Origin of the sequence: Pseudoalteromonas sp. OF5H-5 (genome assembly GCF_021530695.1) — a bacterium.
In the GTDB taxonomy this organism is placed as follows: Bacteria; Pseudomonadota; Gammaproteobacteria; order Enterobacterales; family Alteromonadaceae; genus Pseudoalteromonas.
In genome coordinates this window covers 1-22,355 of sequence record NZ_JAKGBF010000027.1, presented here as the reverse complement: position 1 = coordinate 22,355, position 22,355 = coordinate 1, and the positions used below count along the sequence as shown (strand labels likewise).

17 protein-coding genes and 5 tRNA genes are annotated in these 22,355 nt (G+C 42.3%); 9 read left to right on the top strand and 13 right to left on the bottom strand.

Translation table 11 applies throughout. The features are described 5' to 3' along the window. The 8 genes from L1271_RS23340 to L1271_RS23305 all read right to left on the bottom strand — a co-directional run bounded on the left by L1271_RS23340 (window position 1) and on the right by L1271_RS23305 (window position 4,592). Entirely contained in the window at window positions 1–1,104 is a 1,104-nt protein-coding gene (locus tag L1271_RS23340; RefSeq protein WP_130125839.1) for a hypothetical protein, read from the bottom strand. Next, window positions 1,097–2,077, bottom strand: coding sequence for a DUF438 domain-containing protein (locus L1271_RS23335; RefSeq protein ID WP_235368907.1), 981 nt, complete (start codon window positions 2,075–2,077; stop codon window positions 1,097–1,099). Before L1271_RS23335 ends, L1271_RS23340 begins: the two co-directional genes overlap by 8 nt. Before the next feature lie 617 nt (window positions 2,078–2,694). Beyond that, a complete protein-coding gene (gene repA, locus L1271_RS23330; RefSeq protein WP_130125837.1) occupies window positions 2,695–3,627 on the bottom strand; it encodes a plasmid replication initiator RepA in 933 nt (310 codons plus the stop codon). A gap of 281 nt (window positions 3,628–3,908) precedes the next feature. After that, window positions 3,909–3,984, bottom strand: a tRNA-Phe gene (locus L1271_RS23325). Between the two features lie 150 nt (window positions 3,985–4,134). Continuing rightward, window positions 4,135–4,210, bottom strand: a tRNA-Thr gene (locus L1271_RS23320). 12 nt (window positions 4,211–4,222) lie between these two features. Next, window positions 4,223–4,298, bottom strand: a tRNA-Phe gene (locus L1271_RS23315). 79 nt (window positions 4,299–4,377) lie between these two features. Continuing rightward, window positions 4,378–4,453 (bottom strand) — tRNA-Thr (locus L1271_RS23310). A gap of 63 nt (window positions 4,454–4,516) precedes the next feature. Then, window positions 4,517–4,592: transfer RNA gene (locus L1271_RS23305), tRNA-Phe, on the bottom strand. A gap of 874 nt (window positions 4,593–5,466) precedes the next feature. Here L1271_RS23305 and L1271_RS23300 point away from each other — a divergent pair. Then, the gene (locus L1271_RS23300) at window positions 5,467–8,349 is read left to right on the top strand and encodes an ATP-binding protein (RefSeq protein ID WP_235368906.1); all 2,883 of its coding nucleotides are present in this window, start codon (window positions 5,467–5,469) and stop codon (window positions 8,347–8,349) included. Here L1271_RS23300 and L1271_RS23295 read toward each other — a convergent pair. Next, window positions 8,318–8,578: a hypothetical protein gene (locus L1271_RS23295; protein ID WP_029215839.1), complete on the bottom strand. Its 261-nt coding sequence runs from the start codon at window positions 8,576–8,578 to the stop codon at window positions 8,318–8,320. The genes L1271_RS23300 and L1271_RS23295 overlap by 32 nt on opposite strands. 371 nt (window positions 8,579–8,949) lie before the next feature. On the opposite strand from L1271_RS23295, the gene L1271_RS23290 reads away from it, so the two are divergent. From L1271_RS23290 to L1271_RS23270, 5 genes are all read left to right on the top strand, one after another. After that, window positions 8,950–10,386, top strand: a complete 1,437-nt coding sequence (locus tag L1271_RS23290) for a peptide MFS transporter (protein WP_095726716.1) — start codon at window positions 8,950–8,952, stop codon at window positions 10,384–10,386. 419 nt (window positions 10,387–10,805) lie between these two features. Further along, the gene (hppD, locus tag L1271_RS23285) at window positions 10,806–11,852 is read left to right on the top strand and encodes a 4-hydroxyphenylpyruvate dioxygenase (RefSeq protein WP_010606040.1); all 1,047 of its coding nucleotides are present in this window, start codon (window positions 10,806–10,808) and stop codon (window positions 11,850–11,852) included. Window positions 11,853–11,984: 132 nt separating this feature from the next. Next, the gene (gene fahA / locus L1271_RS23280; RefSeq protein ID WP_235368905.1) at window positions 11,985–13,298 is read left to right on the top strand and encodes a fumarylacetoacetase; all 1,314 of its coding nucleotides are present in this window, start codon (window positions 11,985–11,987) and stop codon (window positions 13,296–13,298) included. Between the two features lie 223 nt (window positions 13,299–13,521). Further along, entirely contained in the window at window positions 13,522–14,523 is a 1,002-nt protein-coding gene (locus L1271_RS23275) for a M23 family metallopeptidase (RefSeq protein ID WP_235368904.1), read from the top strand. A gap of 37 nt (window positions 14,524–14,560) precedes the next feature. After that, a complete protein-coding gene (locus L1271_RS23270) occupies window positions 14,561–14,956 on the top strand; it encodes a bactofilin family protein (protein WP_174169798.1) in 396 nt (131 codons plus the stop codon). Here the strand turns inward: L1271_RS23270 and L1271_RS23265 are convergent. Then, window positions 14,953–15,423 (bottom strand): hotdog fold domain-containing protein, encoded by a 471-nt coding sequence (locus tag L1271_RS23265; protein WP_235368903.1) that lies wholly within the window; start codon window positions 15,421–15,423, stop codon window positions 14,953–14,955. The two genes, L1271_RS23270 and L1271_RS23265, sit on opposite strands and share 4 nt — an antisense overlap. Window positions 15,424–15,586: 163 nt before the next feature. Here L1271_RS23265 and L1271_RS23260 point away from each other — a divergent pair, with 163 nt between their 5' ends. The 3 genes from L1271_RS23260 to yghU all read left to right on the top strand — a co-directional run bounded on the left by L1271_RS23260 (window position 15,587) and on the right by yghU (window position 19,919). Further along, entirely contained in the window at window positions 15,587–16,765 is a 1,179-nt protein-coding gene (locus tag L1271_RS23260) for a multidrug effflux MFS transporter (protein WP_235368902.1), read from the top strand. Window positions 16,766–17,006: 241 nt separating this feature from the next. After that, entirely contained in the window at window positions 17,007–18,839 is a 1,833-nt protein-coding gene (locus L1271_RS23255) for a S8 family serine peptidase (protein WP_235368901.1), read from the top strand. Window positions 18,840–19,046: 207 nt separating this feature from the next. Continuing rightward, window positions 19,047–19,919 (top strand): glutathione-dependent disulfide-bond oxidoreductase, encoded by an 873-nt coding sequence (gene yghU, locus L1271_RS23250; protein WP_235368900.1) that lies wholly within the window; start codon window positions 19,047–19,049, stop codon window positions 19,917–19,919. A gap of 218 nt (window positions 19,920–20,137) precedes the next feature. Here yghU and L1271_RS23245 read toward each other — a convergent pair whose 3' ends face one another. The 3 genes from L1271_RS23245 to L1271_RS23235 form a co-directional block, all read right to left on the bottom strand. Further along, on the bottom strand, window positions 20,138–20,503 hold the full coding sequence (locus L1271_RS23245) for a hypothetical protein (protein WP_235368899.1): 366 nt from the start codon (window positions 20,501–20,503) through the stop codon (window positions 20,138–20,140). 305 nt (window positions 20,504–20,808) lie between these two features. Further along, a complete protein-coding gene (locus L1271_RS23240) occupies window positions 20,809–21,162 on the bottom strand; it encodes a 2OG-Fe(II) oxygenase (protein ID WP_235368898.1) in 354 nt (117 codons plus the stop codon). A gap of 73 nt (window positions 21,163–21,235) precedes the next feature. Then, complete coding sequence (locus L1271_RS23235; RefSeq protein ID WP_235368897.1) at window positions 21,236–22,198, bottom strand: hypothetical protein; 963 nt, start codon at window positions 22,196–22,198, stop codon at window positions 21,236–21,238. Window positions 22,199–22,355 lie beyond the last annotated feature (157 nt).

Here is a 22,355-nt window from a genome sequence, read left to right as displayed (position 1 = left end):
TTAAACTCCGTATTTGCTTACCGCAAATTTAACAGCGTTCTCAGATGTATCCCTCAGCTTCATATTATACTTTTCATTTTCATGCGGCGTAGCTGCTTTCCTAGTGACATTATAATCTTGAGTTCGACTGTTGTACGGGTAAGTTCCCCTTACTGTGTACATAAAATCTTTGCATATTTTTGGATTGCCAAACTGGGCTTCAAATTCGACTTTAGCTCCCTCAAAAGCAGTATCTATAGCCGTCCAAATAATTCTATATATGTAAAAGCCTTTTTTATGCAGTTGTTTGAATTCACTTGACTCTAATACTCCTGCCCCAGCTAACGCTGCTTTGTTAATGTATGAAGCCAGCCTTGCTTCCGAGTCCCCATCATCATTTAACTCGTCTAGTTTGTCCTGTTCTAAGTGGTACACGTCTACATTTGTGACTGTATCAAAATTAAAACCAGGGACATTCCTTATCAAATAATCAAAGAAGCCACTTCTTACTTCAGCATCCGTTAGCGCCTCGAGAGATATAACAAGTTCTTCAAGTTCAGTGCCAGTATCTTTATTTACCTGTTCTGCCAACGCTTTCTTCAGCTGTCCAGTAATCTCCTTCGCCTTCTTCGTCGATGGATATTTCATGACAACCCCATCAGCTCCTTGCTCAATTTGAATTTCACATGTCTTTACTGTGCGTTGGCGCAACTCTGTTTTCGTGAAATCATGATCCACATATGTAACTTTCAGCGTTGTCGTGTTTCCCAACTTTGTGACTTTGACCGAATCGTCACTACCCGATGTAACTTGAGCCTTTACAGCATCACAAGCAATTTTTATCTGGGGAAGCTCCACATCCCCTTTAAGCTTAGAGTGAGTTGTCTTATCCTTTTTATTAGGGTTTTCCAACAACTTTCCAATCCATTTAAAGTCTTCATAGCCCATTGTTAAAGAACATATTTTTTCAATAAGCTGCTGTTTTGGCGCATTGTTTGACACTAATACTCCACGCTTACGTAGAAAACTAACCAACTCACACTGGGTGACCTTTTTATGTTTTAAAGCGTCATAAATATTCTTATCTGTGGGAATATAAATAGATGGGCCTGCAGTTTTAGACATCTTCGCGCATTCCTATTTCCATAGGGTTAAAAGTCGTTGTGAAATTAGTTATTTGCTCCGCTTGAATACTTTCCATTTGTTCCCTTCTTCCTTCATCATTTCCCCACATTTTCAGGTATTCATGCTTAGCCTTTTCAAAATTAGTTGGGGCATGAGTACTTGCACCAGTAAACCGAATTCTTATCGTGTAATCTCCACTAAACATCTGATAATGAGACATAGCGTCAATAAGATAAATAAATTCCTCTACAGACTCACCAGATTGATGGTAGTAGATAACAAAGCCACTTTTAAAATCGTCATTACCTCGATGCTTTACAATAAGCCAAGGCGAAGTGAGGGCCTCAATCGTTGCTGGCTTACCCCATTCATCGCCACACCGGCGAGAACGGATTAAATCCGGATAAAAAAATGTATAATCTTTAGGGCCGGGGAATGAATCGTCAGCCTTGAGCATCTTCATATCGCTAACGACATCACAAAACCTCTGAATTAAATTCGGACCCATTATTATCAGCTCATTTTCCTCAGCTATAGTGATTTCTTTGTACTCAACACTTTCTACCAATTCATGGAAATCTTTATCATATTTAGAATCATGGTTATAAATGAATAACAGCCCTGATACATCACCAAACCCAACATCGTCTAATAAAAATTTATCTTGCCAGCTCGCACTTATATTTGCGCACTCTACAGATAAAGCGAGACTTTTTAGTGCTTTAGTTAAACTTGGCCTGGATATACTCCCAGCTGCATAGCTCTTTAGATCGGTGTTTAAATATTTGGTATATCCGGAGTAAGGATCGTCATAATGAAATACGACGTCTGAAGGGTGAGTCTTTTTACAATGATGGTCTAATTCGCAACTCCAGTCCACATCTTTTGGTTTACAGGTGTCCCATTTAAACCATTTGAAAATGTCGTTAGATACAATTTTTGCAAGTTTCTCTATATTACCAGTTTCAGACATACCCCCCCCTATTCCATATCCTTATGTTCGATAATCAAGCATCGAACGCACTCTTTTTATACTATTTCAGGCTATCCCTTTACACAAGTAAAATATAATACGCTGATATTGATAGTATTTCTGTCAAGGGGTTGGTGCGGCCCGCAGGCGCTTGCGCCGAGGACTCGGCCCCTTGATAGAAAAGAAAAGTACATAAGCTTGAACAAAGGAGCTTGGTTAAGGACGAAGTCCTGCCACGCTCCTGACGTCAGAGGGCGACTCGTTCCCCCTAGAAGGGGGCGGAGGGGGTTGATACTGGCCCCTGCTGAAAGCAGGAATTGGCCAGACACTATATACACAGCTTGCTGTGTGTAATAAGTAATATTTGTATATATTAGAACAAAGATAATATTGCACTTTAACAAGCCTACTTGGCACTTTATAAAAAAAAGCCTTGCACTTTATATGTATAACTATGTTGCCACTCTAAATTCACGAGTATATCTTATTTGAATTCCTTTATTTCTTACTAGGCAACCAGCTTAAAAGGAGTCTTGTGTGAGCCCTCTCACGCGTTCAAAGACGACAAAAACCGAACACATGCTCGGGGGAAGATAAAAGTGAAAAGCCTATTAAAGTCAATGAGGGGGGGCTATAACGCCAGAGAATTTACGCAGCATTGCGATTTCTCTATTTACAAGCTCTTTAAAGTCAGAAGGAGTTATAAATTGAGTCTCAGGGCCTAGACTAGCAAGCACGCGTTGTTGAGCAATAGAGCGTTGTTCATGCCTAGATTTACCAGTCAATTGCCTCGTTATTTTTTTCTTGGATACCTCTAATTGTCGACGTTCAAATGCTTTCCGTCTCCACATCTGACGGCGTTCGATACGTAATTTGGTGATCGACATTCGACCAACTTCTTCCGGTGTTTTACCCGCTAGTAATGCATCATGTTTATAACGGCCAAGACGTTTAGCTTGTTCCTTCTCAACAGTTTCATTAGTAACGCCAGCAGCATTAAAAAACAACGTTGTCGCTTCAAAATATTTATCAATCCACTGACCCGATTCATTATCCCAAACTTGCCACGCTCTATCCGCTTTGATCCAATTCATATCAACCATATCTTTAAGTGCTCTACTGGCTCTCGATATAGACACTTTTGGAGTGTACGAGGGATCTTCTTTTATTTTTCTAAGCTCTGCATCTGAAATAGTAGTGAGGCCAGCGGCATCCGAAGCATTTCTAAGGGAGATTTCGATTTGGTGAGTAGCAAGGTTTACATGCTCACAAAATACTGCATGTAAGGCATTGATTGCATTAACACGATCTTGATAAAAATGTTTCCTACGCCCATTCCAGGAGCGGGCAAGCATAGCAACATCTGAACGAGTCACATCACGGGCTTGTGATTGGTCAACCAGTCTTTTTATAAAAACCAAGCGGTTAACGTGCGACTTGGGCACATCATATGAAGGGGCTTTGTTTTTACATCGAGTACTGTGAAGCCCACGACCGCGCTTTGATTCAAGTTTATTATCTTGAGTACCAAATAAATTTTCTCTACTCAACTCGTTTTCGACAGGAACGTCGTCAGCAAATTTTTAACTACCTACTAGACACAGGATTACCCTACGGCTAAGATAGCCATATAAACACTTTCGAATGTTTATGAAAGCCGCGTTGGAAACTTAAGTCGCCAAACTTAATCTGAGTTTCTTTATCGCGGTTTTTTGCTTTCTGGCGTTCGCTAAATCGCCTCCGTCATGCGCGACGAAGCTATAGATTTTGTAGGAAATGGGTGTTTTTGTAGGAAACGGTATTTTCAAAATGCGCTGTAAGCGAGAGGGGATGGTGCCCAGAGGCGGAATCGAACCACCGACACGAGGATTTTCAATCCTCTGCTCTACCGACTGAGCTATCTGGGCAAATTTTTTCTAGTATCTAAATCCTTAAAAGGATTTTCAATACAACTCCAAACGGCTCTACCGACTGAGCTATCTGGGCAAATCTTTTTTAGTATCTAAATAACTTAATACCTAAGCTATCTAAAAATACAGGCTTTCGCCTAAATAAAGTGGTGCCGACTATCCGAGTCGAACGGATGACCTACTGATTACAAGTCAGTTGCTCTACCAACTGAGCTAAGTCGGCACACTAAATTATTGGTGCCCAGAGGCGGAATCGAACCACCGACACGAGGATTTTCAATCCTCTGCTCTACCGACTGAGCTATCTGGGCAAATCTTTTTTAGTATCTTAATCCTAAAAACTCAATCAACTGAGCGTTCTAGAAAATACAGGCTGACGCCTAAATTAAATGGTGCCGACTATCCGAGTCGAACGGATGACCTACTGATTACAAGTCAGTTGCTCTACCAACTGAGCTAAGTCGGCACACTAATTCGTGTACCATGCAGTTTCTGCATGCACCACATTGCTAATGCAATGATTTTAATTTGGTGCCCAGAGGCGGAATCGAACCACCGACACGAGGATTTTCAATCCTCTGCTCTACCGACTGAGCTATCTGGGCGTGCGGCGTATTAAACGGGTTTTGCGGTTCTAAGTCAACCCTTTTTTTAAATACATTTATCGTTTGCACAGTTTTCAGACAAAGCGGTTAAAATACCGCTTTTTCGATGGAAAAACACTCGACTAGCTATGTTTTACGGTATTTAACGACTTTTATCTTTGAGTAAGGCAAACGACTCTAGACCTATAATAAAGAGAAAGCCAGCTCTTGAGGCTTATATACCTATAAAGGAGTGAAACAAACAAGAAGGTATGTGCTTTTGCTGTTCTGATACCACAGTTAGACGACACTTATTCACTCTTTTTGATTCTCGTCTTTATAGCACGTCTCCTGTTTCACGCCGCGCTTCGTTTTAATGTCGCGAAAGTTTCATTACGAACACCTTATTCATACCAAATTTGAAGCAACTAACGAGACTGTCTTTCAAGAAAACCGAAACTACAGAGACTTATCTTATCAATCCCCAAGGACTCCCCCCTGATTGTAAAACGAATTTACACGGCAATATAGCAAGGTAACATGTAAGCCATTCGTTTACCGCAGCTCTAGTTCACCTAAATTACCTATACCTCACTTGGCGAGCAATATTGTCTCTGAACTAAAGTTGATATTAGCCTGCGTAATTACCGTCATGGACACTTATCATTTAACAAAAGCATTAAGTAGAATTTAATTTTTATTAAAGCTTACTGCTTTGCACATCGCAGGCGTAGTGAAAATTATCGAGATAACAACCTGATTATTTTAAGATTTAAAACAATCAGATAATCTTAGGCTATTGCCACTATTGATTGAAAAACGAGAGGTAAAAACTTGCCGAAGGTGATAGGATTGCTACAACTAATAAGTATAAATAATTCTTTCGGGATTAAGCATGCCAAATAGCGCGAACACCAATGCAAATGGACGGATACTTTTTTTATTTATCGCAATATTGATTGTTGGACTATGCAGCGCCGTAGGTGCTTACCTACTGCCAAAGCAGGCTGACGTCCCTACCGCACCAACCGTGAATCTGCAGCAGCAAGCAACAACAGTTGCAACTCCCCTTGCTAAGGTGGTCACACAACACGGTTTTGACAGTGCCAAGCAAATTGTATCCGCATTATTAGCTTCTAACGAGCATTTGGGCGCCTATTTGTATGTCAATACAGGGATGGGGCAACCAAACCTGGTATTTCAACAAAGTGCAGGTGAGCAAATCACTGCATTGAATCGTGAAGAGTCTTATAACAAAGACACAATGCAGGTTTACCACATGCCACTGCTACTAGATGAGCAAAACGTCGGTGAACTCATTTTGACCTATACGCCACCCGTTGCAGCTGCGCCATCAAGCGACCCATTCATTGCTTATGTATTACTCGCTGCTGCTATTATTAGTGCCTTGATGATCGTTGTCATTGCAGCACGTCGGCTTTCTGGCGCATCAAGCAACGATACTGAAGAACTCATCGCAGAAATCAATCACCTAACGATGGATAAAAACTACAAGTCGACGGTTGGTACTTATTATAGTGGCGGTCTGGCTGAGGTTGCTGAAGCGATAAATGCACTGTTAAAGCAAGTACAGTCATCCATAGAGTCCGATCAAGCAACGCAAAACGAGTTAAAACAGCTTCAAGAAAGTCTCGAAACTGAAGTTCAAGCCCGCACGCTGGCGCTGGAAAAAGCGATTTTAAATGCGGAGCGTGCAAGTGATGCCAAAACCACTTTCTTAGCCACTATGAGCCATGAGATCCGCACACCAATGAACGGCGTCATTGGTACCATTGATTTACTGCGCCAAACCGATCTTGACGGTGCTCAACACCGCCTCACCACGATTATTCGCGACTCGGCATTTTCTTTACTTGGTATTCTTGATGATATTCTCGACTTTTCTAAAATTGAGGCAGGTAAATTACGTATAGACAATAGTGCTTTCTCGGTGGCTGAAACCACAGAGGAAGTCGCACGTGTGCTTTCATCAGTAGCGAAAAAGCGTAAATTAGACTTACAGCTGTTTGTTGCTCCTGACATTCCAACAAATTTAGTTGGTGACACAGTTCGCGTTAGACAAGTACTTTATAACCTTTGCAGTAATGCCATTAAATTTACGACTACAGACGACTCAACCCAAGGTTATGTAAAAATCTCCGTTGAAGTTGCACAAAACACCTCGGAGCATTACACCCTACGCTTTACCGTCACTGACAATGGTAAAGGCATGACAAAAGCTCAGTTGAGAGAAATTTTTAATCCGTTTATTCAAGCTGAAGGCTCTATCACCCGAGAATTTGGCGGTACAGGACTTGGCCTTTCTATTTGTAAAAGTTTAATCGAACTCATGCTAGGTAGTATCCATGTTAACTCAGATATTGGCATGGGAAGCGAGTTTGTTGTGGAATTACCATTTAGTGTGGATGGCAAAGTTAATTACGTAAACAAACAAATGTTAAACGGTCGCACTGTTGCTCTGCTCACCCCAAATAATGAGAGACGCACCATTTTAAATCGCTACCTTTCATTTATGGGTGCGAACGTGATTACTATTGATGAAAGCGAGATAGCCGAACACCAACACGAGGACAAATTGATTTGGGTGTTAGACGGTTTAGACGGCATGGATAAAGTCAATGAAGAGCTAAGAACCGTAGTCTACTCGCTTGAGAAAAACGAACAGCAAGTTGTTGTCTTAAGTAAAATGGACGAAGCAGCGCTTAATCACAAAAATATTTTCTATCTCAATGCATCACCGTTGTGTAAGTCTAGCTTTATGACGGCTATCTTGGTCGCTGCCGGTTTGCATAAACCAAAGGAAATTAAACCTTCTCGCACCATCAACGACTTTTTAAGCGTTGATGAAGCCAGAGCAACCAACAAGCTGGTGTTGTTAGTTGAAGATAACGTATTAAATCAGCAAGTGCTGACCGACCAATTACACCTGTTAGGCTATGGTGTCGAGGTTGCAGAAAATGGTGAGGAAGGCTTAGAACTTTGGAAAAAAGAGCACTTCCCAATCGTACTAACTGATTTACATATGCCTAAGATGTCAGGCTACGACATGGTAAAACATATTAGAGACTATGTAGAAACCGCAACCGATACCATTGAGCAACCATACATCATTGCCGTGACAGCTAATGCACTAAAAGGTGAACGAGAACGTTGTGAGGCGGGTGGTATGAATGACTATATCACCAAACCAGTAGAGTTAAATGTACTAGAAGCAACGCTCAATAAATGTATTGAAAGCTTACCAAAAACACAGCAACCACGACAAAGTACTGAGCCATCAACTGTCGCACCAGTAGCCGTTAGCCAAGTACCGGTAGGATCAGAGCAAGCGGCTGAGTTAGAGCCAGTTGTTGATGAGGCTATAGTTGTAGAGTCTGAAATTATTGAAGCTGAGGCCAGCGAACCAGCTCCCGCTATCAATATGGACATGCTCAACAAGTATGTGAACCATGATGAAGCGAAACGAAATCGCTTTTTCCGAATGTACTTAGAACAAAGTAGCCAGTTAACACGAGATGTAAATGGTGCGGTGATCACGATGAGCCAAGAGGAAATCATTGAAGCTTGTCATCAACTTAAGTCCATCTCCAAAACTATCGGTGCCGAAAAAGTAGCAGAAACTGCCATAGAGTTTGAGACTTTATGTAAGGAAGGCACGCTGACCACCGATCAGCTGATCCAAATGCGTGATAAATTGGAGCAGGACTTTTTAGCTGCAACCGAGTTTATTCAACAATATTTGAGTCAAGAAGCGTAATGATATGGGGGTGGGTAGCACTGCCCCCACAAATCTTATCGCTAATTGGTTGGAAGCGTTTTTCTCGACTAGGTAAAGATAAATGGATCGCAGGGACAACCTGCTCCCACACCTGCAACAAATGGTAAATATCAGCGATAAAAAGATACATAACCTTAATGGTTACGCCATTCATTGAGATATAACCGCCACCTAAAAGAATGATCCTTCCCTGAATCACTGACCGCATTTTATGCGCTTTCTGACTCCAAACACTTCCCCTATTAATTCTCACTGAGTATACTGACGCACTTTTTTAAATTAGTTAGTCGTTACATACAACAAACGCTAGTTGAAATAGGTACTGGTCACCCGTTCAAAAAAAGTACAGGCATGCCTGAGTTCATACAAGCAAATATCTGATTAAGATTTTTACTCGGTGACTCGATGAGCAATGCCAATCTGCATTGAAAAATGTTCTATTTACCGCGCATCGCTTCAAACGTTGCATGTTAAGTACATGGCTCATTATTCAGTGTTGATTGAAAAACATTAGATGCAATAACGCATCCTTTATAAAAATGGCCAGATACAACACATTGATTAGATTAGGAAGTACATATGAATTCAGTTCCGAAGGCCGGAGAATTTCTGGGTCACCCTAAAGGCCTCTTCTTATTATTTGGTACCGAAATGTGGGAGCGCTTTGGCTACTACGGTATGCGTGCCATCTTAGTTCTTTATCTTGTAGCACAAGTTCAAAATGGTGGCTTCGGTTGGAGCAATGCCGACGCACTAAGCCTTTACGGCACATTTACGATGGCCGTTTATCTCACCCCACTGTTTGGTGGTTGGCTTGCAGATAACGTATTAGGTCAGCGCAAAGCCATCATTATTGGTGGTATTTTAATGGCTACAGGCCATTTTATTATGGGTATTCCTCACAGCGTTGTGGCAGGACAAGAAGTAAATGTCTTCTACCTTGGTTTAGCACTGCTTTGTTTAGGTAATGGCTTATTCAAGCCAAACATCTCAACAATGGTTGGTGATCTATATCAAGAAGGTGATAAGCGCCGTGACGGTGCATTTACTATCTTCTATATGGGTATCAACTTAGGTGGTGCATTAGGTCCACTTGTTGCGGGTTATGTAGCAGCAGTCGTTAACTGGCAGGCAGGCTTTATCGCAGCCGGTGTTGGTATGATCATTTCTGTGGTTATGCAGCTTATCTTAAGCCAGAAATACCTTGGCGATATCGGTAAAGTACCTTCAGCTAAACTTTCTCAACAGATGTCTGACTCACAGACTAAAGAACCGCTTACGAAGAAAGAAAAAGATCGTATCCGTGTTATTTTCACCATGAGTGTTTTCTCAATTATCTTCTGGATGGGTTTCGAGCAGGCTGGTGGTCTGATGAACCTATTCGCAAACGACTATACCAACCGTATGTTTATGGGCTTTGAGATCCCGGCTTCTTGGTTCCAGTCGCTTAACTCTATCTTCATCATTGTATTTGCGCCATTAGTAGCGATGATCTGGTTAAAGCTAGATAACAAAGAACCGAACTCTCCAGTGAAATTCGCAATTGGTCTGGTGTTCTTAGCACTTGGTTTCTTAACCATGATGCTTGCGCTTGCAACAGAAGGTGGTGAAGCGGGTGGTACACTTCAGATCAGCATGATTTGGTTAGTGTTGTTCTACATGTTCCACACACTTGGTGAACTATGTTTATCACCAATCGGTCTTTCTATGGTAAGTAAACTAGCACCGCTACGCTTAGCATCACTGCTAATGGGTATTTGGTTCCTATGTACGGCTGTTGCAAACAAGCTTGCAGGTCTTGTTGGCTCTTTCATCGGTGAAGGCCAAGAAGCAATGGAAAATGCGATGAGCATCTTCATTGGTTTAGGCGGCGTAGCCTTGCTGTCTGCTGTGTTAATGTATCTATTAAGCAACAAGCTTGTAGATTGGATGCACGGCGCTGAGGGCAAGCACGAGCCTCATACACAAGAGCATTACCTAGCGGAAGAACTAGAAGTATCCGCTGAGAAGCAATAATATTTGCCGTAAACCACGCTGATTTAGCGTGGTTTACCTCTCCCACAACAGCCAAGTGTAAAGCCTTGAATACACTTAGCATCATTTCCCCTCTCAATTTAGTCGTGTGATAAAAATCCTCCCTCTCATATAACTCACCAATCAAAAACATAAAAAGCAAATAAAATCAAAATAATACAAAAACAAAGTTACAAAATACCCCACAAAACTCCTTGCTGTTTTTAGTCAAAATTCAAGCAAAAATAATTATCGTCACGCCTGTGTCAATTTTGTGTCTTTTACATGGCAATTGTGCAACTAAATTTACAAAGTCTCATACTGCTATTTACTGCCTCTAGCTTCCCCTTTGCAGTAATTTGATTAATCATCCAGTCATAAATACTAACAAGTCACCCAGTGCTTAATACGGGAGTAAAACAATGAGTGAAGTAAATAATCCACTAGGCCTAGTCGGCATCGAGTTTACAGAATATGCAACACCAGACGCTGATTACATGGATAAGGTATTCACTGACTTTGGATTCTCAAAACTAAAGAAATTTAAAGATAAAGATATCGTTTACTACAACCAGCACGATATTCACTTTTTGTTGAATAACGAGCGTGAAGGCTTCTCAGCACAGTTTGCTAAAAGTCACGGCCCGGCTATTTGTTCTATGGGCTGGCGTGTAGAAAATGCGCAAAAGGCGTTTGAAACCGCAGTTGAGCGTGGTGCAAAACCTGCGACTGATTCAACACACAAAGACTTACCATACCCAGCGATTTACGGTATCGGCGATAGCCTTATCTATTTCATCGAAAACTTTGGCGATAAAGGGTCTATCTACGAGCAAGACTTCGTTGACCTAGAAGAGCAAAAGGTTGTTGAAGACAAAGGCTTTAAGCGCATCGATCACCTAACAAACAATGTTTACAAAGGGACGATGGAAACTTGGGCTAACTTCTATAAAGACGTATTTGGCTTTACTGAAGTTCGTTACTTTGACATCAAAGGTCAAAAAACGGCGCTGCTTTCTTATGCACTTAAGTCACCATGTGGCACCTTCTCTATTCCAATCAACGAAGGTAAAGACGACAACAACAACCAAATCGATGAGTACTTAGATGAGTACAATGGTCCAGGTGTTCAGCATTTAGCATTTTTGACTGACGACTTGGTTAGTTCACTAGATAAACTAGACAAGAGCACTATTGCTACCTTAGATATCGTAGATCACTACTACGACACTATCTTTGACCGTGTGCCTTGGGTTAAAGAAGATAAAGAAAAGATCAAGCAGCACCAAATCCTAGTAGATAGCCAAAGCGAAGACTGCTACCTACTACAGATCTTTACTAAAAACCTGTTTGGCCCAATCTTCATCGAAATGATCCAACGTGTTGACGATGGCGGCTTTGGTGAAGGTAACTTCCAAGCGTTATTCGAGTCAATTGAACGCGACCAAGAGCGCCGTGGTGTAATCTAAACACACACATCAAATTAATAAAAAAGCAGCTAGCGATAGCTGCTTTTTGTGGTTTATCAAATTGCTATTACGACTTGAGTTTTTCACTTTTGACCATAACTCAAGTTGAAAGCCAAAATTAAAGGAAAGGCAATGTCTCAAATTAATGAAACACACGACATCCAATTAACAAGTTGGGTAGCTAGTGCGAATGCGACTGGAACTGATTTCCCTATTCAAAACTTACCTTTTGCAATATTCCGTCGTAAGAACAGTAACGAAGAATTTCGCGGCGGTGTTGCGATTGGCGATCAAGTACTAGACCTTGGCGCAGTTGTTGACGCTAACCTATTTTCAGGTGACGCTGCTAAGGCCGCCGAAGCTGCAAATGCCCCAGCATTAAATGAATTTATGGGAATGGGCCAGCAGTACTGGTCAGCACTTCGACTTGCCCTGTCTCGTGCATTACGTGAAGGTTCTGAACTGCAATCAAGCCTTGAAGGTGCATTGGTTGCACAGGATGACGTAGAATACGCTCTACCTTGCCACATTGGCGATTACACTGACTTTTATACCTCAATCTACCATGCAACAGCGGTAGGTAGCCTGTTCCGTCCTGATAACCCGCTGCTACCAAACTACAAGTGGGTACCAATCGGTTACCATGGCCGTGCATCGTCTATTGATGTATCTGGTCAAACGTTCCCTCGCCCTAAAGGCCAAACCAAAGCACCAGATGCAGATACACCGTCATTTGGTCCTTGTAAGCGTCTAGACTACGAATTAGAGCTAGGTATTTACTTAGGTAAAGGTAATGAACTTGGCGACTCTATCGCAATTAAAGACGCTGAAGATCACGTTTTTGGTTTTTGTTTATTCAATGACTGGTCTGCACGTGACTTGCAAGCATGGGAATATCAACCATTAGGTCCATTCCTTGCGAAAAACTTTGCTTCAACGGTTTCTCCTTGGGTTGTGACCACAGAAGCACTTGCACCATACCGTACTCAATGGCACCGTGATGAAAACGATCCACAACCACTGGAATACTTAGAATCAACGCAAAACCGCGAGTCTGGTGCTATTGATATTCGTATGGATGTCTTACTAGAGACTGAAAAAATGCGTAGCGAAGGCGCTAAACCAAGCAAACTGTCTGAATCCAGCTTCAAGCACAGCTATTGGACGGTTGCGCAAATGGTTACACACCACACAGTGAACGGCTGTAACTTCCTACCAGGCGATATGTTAGGCTCAGGCACGCAGTCTGGTCCTGAGCATGTAGAAGCGGGTTCATTACTCGAACTATCACGCGGCGGCAAAGAAACTATCACGCTTGCAAACGGCGAAGAGCGTAAGTTCCTAGAAGATGGCGATAAAGTGATTATGCGCGGTTGGTGTGAAGCCCAAGGCTATAACCGTATCGGTTTTGGCTGTGTTGAAGGCACTGTACTTCCAGCAAAATAATCGCAATTATTCGTGCGTTAATCGCAATTTTATTTACTTTTAAATCAAAGGCATGATGATTTCATGCCTTTTTTTAGTTCTAAAAACTGGAAATTTGACTAAAAATTGTTAGAGTGTAGCGCTGATTTAAATCTGAGGTTGAATGTTGCAAGTACTCAAGCGCCTATATCTAAAGCTGTTTAAGCCGACTCAATTAATTGTTCGTCAAGACGCAACTGTCAAGATGTTAAAATTACCATCTTGGGTTCAAGCTTGCTCGATTTTGATTTTGCTCGCTGTCGCTATGTGGATAGCCAATACCTCACTCAAATTACAAGAAAACGGTGACCAGCTTACTAAAGAGCAACAAAACTTAGCGCAGCTGCAAGCCAAGTGGCAAACAGAAAAATCACAGCTTCAAGCGCAATTAGCACAGCAAAAAGGCATGCTTGACCAACTGTCACAGCAGCACAGTGTGCTTGAGTCATTGGTTGACTCGACTCAAACAACTGATAACAGCGCGGTGGAAGGCGAGCTAGAAGAAACACCAACAGACCTTAACAGCTCACAACCAAGTACCACAACCGAATTTGCTCCACAAGCCAGTCTCCTACTCATCCAACAACGACAGCTCAGCGAACAACTTGGGCAATCGTTCAGCGCTGACATTGCCGCGATGCAAGAATCCATCGACAGTGCGGGATTACAACTATCATCTGACTTCTCAGAAGCGCAAGGTGGCCCCTACTTCCAAGCCGACTTAGAATTGGTAGAAGCCAGCTTTATTAATGCCATTGACCAATACGCAGTTTATGCGCAGTTAGCGACTATGATTGGCCAACTGCCAGATACATTGCCTGTCGCTCAGGAGAAATATTATGTCTCTAGTGCTTTTGGTTTTCGTAAAGACCCAATCACTGGCCGCCGTGCCTATCATAAAGGTATCGATCTCGCAGGTTGGCACAAAACACAGATAGTAGCCCCCGCTTCTGGTACTGTTAAACGAGCTGGGAAAAATGGCGGCTATGGCAACTTTATTGAAATTGAACACGCAAATGACATCACCACACGCTACGGCCACCTTCACACCATCAAGGTAAAAAAAGGCCAGCAAATCAATAAAGGTGACGTAATTGCACTAATGGGCAGCACAGGAAGAAGTACAGCGACGCACTTGCACTATGAAGTGATTCAAGGTAAAAAACACCTAAACCCAATTAAAATCGCTCGTGCATTCAATAAGTAACATCTAATTGCAATTACGCTGCGATAGTGAGGCATTCGTGTTTAATTCTTTTAAAAACCAACGAAACGACGTCCCAGCCATTATTGCTCAAAGCACTAAAGTCACGGGCGATATTGTCTGTGAAGGTGAGCTGCAATTAGATGGTACCGTCCATGGTAACCTCGACATCGAAAAACTAATCATCGGCAATAAAGGTTTAGTACAAGGTAATATCCAAGCCAATGAACTGACGATATTAGGCAAAGTGGAAGGTGATATTCATGCCAAACAAGTCACGCTGCTTCCTAGCGCTCAAGTGTTTGGCAATATCGAACACGAGACCTTAACGATTGAAGCTGGTGCGCATGTCGATGGTAAACTGACGCACCGTAACGAGCGAACCAATAACGTCACGGCAATTGACCCTACCGGTGATCAAACCATAAACAATTAAGATCTTTTCGCGCTGATATACATGTTAATGTCGGCGTGAAATACTTTCTCTCCCGCAGTATTAAAAACTTCCACCGGTACAACTAGCTCTTCTTTATCTTGCCATGTTCGCGGATATTCTATTTGCGCCACAGCATGCAGATCGGTCTCAGCTCTAGCTAAATATTGCACTGACATCCCCTTTGGGATCCAGCGATGGGTTTTATGGTCGATGGTTGCGTCTGTCATGACTCCAGCACACAACTCCGCAAGATTACACTGAGCAATAGCGTGAACCGTACCTATGTGGTTATGAATGGCTTTACGGTTACGAATTGTGGCTCTACAAACGCCGGGCTTCAATTGTGTGATTTTAGGCTTAATGGTGCCAAAGTAAGGAGCCTTACGACATACCGCCTTACTGAACATCCATTTACCAAATGGCAACCAACTCATCCTTTTATAAATTTTTAAAAGTGGTGCAGACATAAGATTTTTCTAAAATGATTTTGCTTAAAATTAACACATCTGACCAGTTAATCAACCGTCTGCAATTCTCAGCGAATAAAATATCTTAAAAATTTGCTAAATCGGCGCTTTGTCCTGTCTTTTCTCATTCTCCACAATACAATAACGGCCAAAAGGAGACGCCATGACCCAATCAAATTCAAAAGCACTGATTTTTATTCTCGCTTTACTTGTTATCTTTTGCCCTTTAGGTATCGATCTCTATCTACCTGCGTTTGTGGACATGCAGTCCAACCTTCAAGTATCAGAAAGTCAAATTCAGCAAACAGTGAGTATTTATATGTTAGCTGTGGGTCTTGGACAATTGATAGCAGGTCCGCTTGCGGATAAATATGGCCGTAAGCCGGTTGCACTGGTTGGAATAATTTTATTTGCGCTTGGCGCAGTGATGGCAAGCACAGTCTCCACTTGGCCACTCATGATGGTAGCTCGAGTGTTACAAGGCCTAGGCGCTTGTGCCACATTCGTCAGCGCTTTTGCTATCGTTCGTGATAGCTTTGGACACAAAGGCAGTGGCCAAATGATCACTTACCTCAACGGTATTGTATGTTTTATCCCAGCGTTAGCGCCTCTTTTAGGTGCGTGGCTCACTGTCGAATTTGGCTGGCAGAGTAATTTTAGCTTTTTGTTTGGTTTTGCTATTGTTGGTCTCATCTTGGTTTCTCTTATCTATAAAGAGACTCGCCCCGAAGATACACATTACAGCGGTCATATCCTAGATTTGAGACGTTTTAAGCCGATGCTCAGTAGCACGACTTTCATTTACAATGCCGCCTTAGCGATGCTTGGTATGGCTGCAATGCTGGTATTTGTGATTTCGGCTCCGGGGTGGATCATGGCAAAAATGGGTGGCAGTGTTTCCGACTTCACGTTTTGGTTTACTGGCAATGCAGCGCTGAGTATTGTCGCAAGTTTCATTGCGCCCCACTTCATCAAGCGCAATAGCCAGAAGTCGCTTACCTTTGGCCTCGCCGTTTTTAGCTTTAGTGGCCTGTTGTTACTGGCTTTGCCACAAACTAAAATAGCGCATTTTTTACTGCCTATGTATATGGCGTCAGTCGGCTTTGCATTTACGATTGGAGCCGCGGCTGGTAAAGCGTTATCTGGGTTTGCGAAACAAGCAGGGACGGCTTCAGCGTTGATTGGGGTATTACAGATGAGTGGCGCGGGGGTACTTGCAACCATGACGCAACCACTGGCATTGGATGCCCCGATGCAACTCGCGTTGCACTTACTACTCGCATTACCTTTCTTACTGCTGCTGGCTACGAAGCATCGCCACCAGCTTCACAGTGCAGCTTAATTGTAATTGATATAATAGCAATTATCAGTACAGTTCCTTTATTAATAACTACGGTGTATGGTTAGACGTCCTGTCATAACCATACATTATATTAAAGTAATTAAATATTCTTATTAATTCCACAAATCTGCATAATTTACTCTTTACGAGTTCTTGTTATTGGTTATATGCTAATCACCGTTAAGAAGTTGTTAGTTTTTATTAACAACAATATTCACGCAATGTAACTGAGAAAATAACAATGAAATTAAACAAGTTAACTGGGGCACTACTCATCGCTGGCGCTTGCGCTATGGCACAAGCACAGGCATCTGACGATCGATACATCATTCAGGTCGACAATTCGAAAAAAGGCGTCGTAAAAGCACTTGCTAAAAAGCTTGGCGCTGAGCTGCATGTTGATGGCGATGGCTTCTTTGCTGCAACTTTTACTGGCAAAGATCTTAGTCAAGTAAAAGGCTTATTAAACAACCCACACATCAAACTCGTTGAAGCAGACCAAAAGCGTTACCCACTGGGGATTTATAACGACGACGCAGGTAACCCAATGCAGCAACAGGTTACGCCTTATGCTGTGTACCAATCACAAGCAAATCAACTTACTTTCGATGCGAACGCTGGCATGAAAGTATGTGTGATTGACTCAGGTCTTGACCAATCAAACCCTGACTTCATTTGGGGTAATATCACCGGTGATAATGACAGCGGCACAGGTAATTGGTATGAAAATGGTGGCCCACACGGCACACACGTGGCTGGTACTATCGGTGCTGCTGACAATAATATTGGTGTTATCGGCATGGCTCCTGGCGTGCCAATGCACATTATTAAAGTATTTAACGCAGAAGGCTGGGGCTACTCTTCTGACCTTGCTCACGCAGCAAACCTATGCTCACAAGCAGGTGCAAACATCATCAATATGAGTTTGGGTGGTGGTGGCTCAAACAATACAGAATCAAACGCATTTGAAAACTTCCGTAATGCTGGTGGCTTAGTGGTTGCGGCAGCTGGTAACGATGGCAACAATGTTCGTTCATATCCTGCTGGCTATCCTTCAGTAATGATGATCGGTGCAAACGATGCAGATAATCAAATTGCAGACTTTTCTCAGTATCCAAGCTGTACTTCTGGCCGTGGAAAACGCGCGACTAACGACGAGCATATTTGTGTAGAGGTAACTGCAGGCGGTGTTGATACACTTTCAACTTACCCAGCAGACATGGCGACTTCTTCAAGCATGACCGCTGACGGCGCGGCGTTTGCAAGTTCAGCAATGGAAAACAGTGGTAACGCGTCAGGCTCGCTTTACTTTATGGGCACCGCTGAAGCAACTGATGGCGCTGCAAACGGTAAGGTGTGCCTAATTGACCGTGGTAATATTTCATTCCACGATAAAGTAGCAAACTGTGAAGCATCTGGTGGTATCGGCGCGATTATCGTAAATAATGAGGCTGGCATGCTATACGGCACTTTAGGTGATACTAACAGCACATCAATCCCAGCGGTTGGCGCTGCATTTGAAGATCGCACTGCGTTGATGGCCGCTACAAACGCGAATATCAGCATTGGTACGAGTGATTATGGCTTAATGAGCGGCACGTCAATGGCAACTCCTGCTGTTGCTGGTCTTGCTGCATTGGTATGGTCTAACCACCCAGAGTGTACTGGTGAAGAAATCCGTAGTGCATTAAAAGCAACCGCAGCAGATGCTGGCGCTGTAGGTAAAGACGTGTACTTTGGTTACGGTATCGTTAAAGCAGCAGATGCAAGCGCTTACTTAACCGCTAATGGCTGTGCTGGCGGTGGTTCAGGTGACGGTGATAACACAACGAGCGTTGAGCTTTCAGCTTCAGGTTATAAGCAAAAAGGTAACAGTTATGTTGACTTAAGCTGGAACGGTGCAAGCACGTCACAAGTCGATATTTATCGTAACGGTAGTAAAATTGTCACAACTAGCAATGATAATAGTCATACAGACAGCATCAGTGTTAAAGGCGGCGGTACTTACGGCTACCAAGTGTGCGAACAAGGTAGCACTGCGGCCTGTTCAGCAACACAAACTGTTGTGTTTTAACTCCCAACCAACCAATTCAAGAATGCCGGTCTTTTGATCGGCATTTTTTATTCTACTACTCTCCCCCATCTTTTGTTGATAGCTTGTTCGGATCTCTCTTAAGATCTGGATAAAACGGGTAAACCTGTGACCACAGAAATTTGTTCATTTCCATTTCACTTCTACACTCTATAATGGATTTGGACAGTCACAGAAGGAGTTCATGAAATGAGTACATCGGGTTATACACCACCTAAAGTTTGGCAGTGGCCATGGCAAAGTGGCGATGGTAGTAAATTCGCGAATATCAACCGCCCTACTGCAGGCGCAAGATTCGAAAAGTCCCTACCGCAAGGCAAACACCCGTTACAACTCTACTCCCTCGCGACCCCAAACGGCGTGAAAGTGACTATCTTGCTAGAAGAGCTTTTAGCTGCCGGGGTAAAAGAAGCAGAATATGATGCCTTTTTAATTAATATCATGGAAGGTGAACAATTTAGCTCAGGGTTTGTTGCACTTAATCCAAATTCTAAGATCCCCGCGTTATTAGATACCAGCACCAAGGAACCTACCAAAATCTTTGAATCTGGCTCAATTTTGCTTTATTTAGCTGAAAAGTTTCAAAAGTTCATTCCTCAGGATCCTACAAAACGCACAGAGTGCCTCAACTGGTTATTTTGGCAAATGGGGGCTGCGCCACTACTTGGTGGTGGATTTGGTCACTTCTATGCCTACGCACCCGAGCACTACGAGTATCCAATCAACCGCTACACGATGGAGGTGAAGCGCCAACTGGACTTACTAAATCAACATTTAGCCACAAGAGAATATATTTGTGGCGATGAATACACTATCGCTGATATGGCAATCTGGCCGTGGTATGGCGTGCTAGCCCAAGGGCACCTATACGATGCGGCAGAGTTTTTAGACGTCAATGGCTATGAACACGTGATCCGCTGGGCTGGACTCATCGCCTCAAGAGAAGCGGTCAAACGTGGAAAAATGGTAAATAAAACATGGGGAGAACCTCATGAGCAGCTGCATGAAAGACACGACGCCAGCGACTTTGAAACCAGCACCCAAGACAAACTAGAACCATAACCTTACCTTGGTTTAATTCTTAGTTTAACAAGGGTTAGCCTTGTCTATCGGGTTTGATTAGTCAGATTTAATCAAACCCGATTGTCTGTTTGTCAGAAAGGAATGGTGTTAGTACCTTGCTAGAAGCGCTAAACGCTTTCGCTGGTATTCTTCAACGGATTTTTAGCACTTTAGTCAGCACTTTCTTATTAGAGCATAGAACACATCTGCATTAGTGTTTACCCAAAGATATGAAATCCACTTTGTAATCTTCCGACGATAGCGACTAAACCGCTTCCCATTATCACACCTATAAGAAGCGTTCCGAAAATAAGACATACATAGAGTAATGTCCAAGCACTGTAAGATTTTGACCTCGCCTGCTCCTCTGAAGTATTGTAGGAACATCGGTAGATTCTACGCAGGCTTCTTTCCACCCCAAAAACTGTGCCACCGATCAAGCCAAAAAGCAGTGCGACCGCGAAAGTAATAACCCGATACTCTGCATTATCAAAACCATCCCATAAAAGAATAGCGCCGTTGATCCAAGCTAACCCGGTACAGCCCCATGAGGCAAGTAGATAGATTATCAGCATGCGTTTCATTGATTACCTACTTTCGGCAAAACGACTATTGAAAATAGTCTATCAACGCTAATGATTGATGTTCAGTTTTATATGCTTCAATATCGTAAAACTTAACCACGTTTTCGTCGGAAAAATAGCTAACAAAGCAAGACTGTTATCTCTTGATAGCTTATTAAGAATTAACCGAGATGTTTCTAACTCTGGAAATTTCACCTAAATTCTTTTTGAATTAACGCCTTAATAAACGGCGGAAAATAGCAGGCTAAACTAAGCGAAGAATGAGCGCAAGCCTGCTGTTTTGCGTCCATTGTTTAATTAATTTGTTAGGTGTTTTTAACCCACCCAATACTCAGAAGATAACGATTACCTTCTTGCACTTTAGTTACCTGGTGTTCGCTTATATCTGGTCTAAAAAATTTAATACGCTTTGTTTCAAAAATAGGATTGGAGCAAATAAATTCACCTCCTACTCTTGCGCTTCTTAGCACTATATTTAAACGGTAATGCTTGCCACTTTTTACTGTATCGGTATGAGGTTTAATTTCACTACCTTTAGGGAAGCGAAGTAAATAAGTATCGAACTTTATAGGCCAATAAGCTCCGCAAATCAGCATTTTATCGTAGCCTGACTTTTGCCTTCCTCGCTCCCAACGAAACAACTTTCTTAAAGTCGACATCTAAACTCTCGAAACACCTAACGCTTAGCTCACCGGAAAATAGGGAGCGTAGCGAGCTATTTTTCCAGTGCAGCTACTTGTTAGGCATAAGTGCTTCATAGACTTCATCCGGAAATTGATTTTCGTTATCTACCAGCATTACTCCCGAATCGTCTTTTTTAAGCGCATACTCAATTAAACGAATTCTTTTCGGAGCAACTCTATCACTACAAGTAATATATGCTCTGTATTCCTCATGCAACTCAACACAAACTGAACGAACATCGTTATCATAAAAATATGAGTATTTCGTATGCCTGTCAGAAGGAAAATTATCGCGATAATGGACATTAAATTCGGGGTAGAAGTATTTTATTAGAGTACCTTCGATCACCGTTTTCCAGTCTTCCTTGGGGGTGTTTTCTAATAACCCTCCGCCAGGCATCCAATCATCTCTTGAATCATCACTTACAATCTCCGGTATCATCATGGCTGTTGCGGATGGGGGTTGGAATGACATCAGTTTAACGATAACTTCTTTCTCTGGCCTATTTGATATTATGTCATTTGCAACTTTACTAATTTTTTCATGCCCATCAAATCTGAGATAGGAGCCATCTGTAATTTCAGTTTGGCCAATATACATAACCTTAAGGTTAAGCAAATTTTCAACGTACTTATGCCACCCCATATCAGAGCCAGTCATTTCAAGAAACATAAAAACCGTTTCAAATCCCTGCTCACTACCATTACTGTTGTGAATAACAACCGATTTACCCCTAATTTCCATTGATGCTGTCACACCCCGGTGCGAGGCCTGCATCACCATTTCATGCTCCTCCCAGTCGAATTCGTTCAACTGTTTAGAAACAACAAACCTAATATACTCAGACGTATTAACAACGGACTCAGGTCTTATCCTTAATCGATTGAATTCACAAACCTGATAATGGGTAAATGGTTTTACTTTGTTGACTTCAATTATTTCCTTACGTTTTAACTGATTTGGTTCAGCTAAACAAATAAAGTCTAAAACTGTATTGAAAGAAACTAACATTACTATCCTTTGTGATGCTGTAGGTGTGCCTAACATTTTAGTATTTATGCGACACGCAGTTTGTGTTGCATAATCGCTTGTTGGACTGAGCTGCTACCTGCTCGGTGTGACAGAGTTGGTGTTGTTTATGCTATAGGAATTTGCTTTTTAGAGGCTC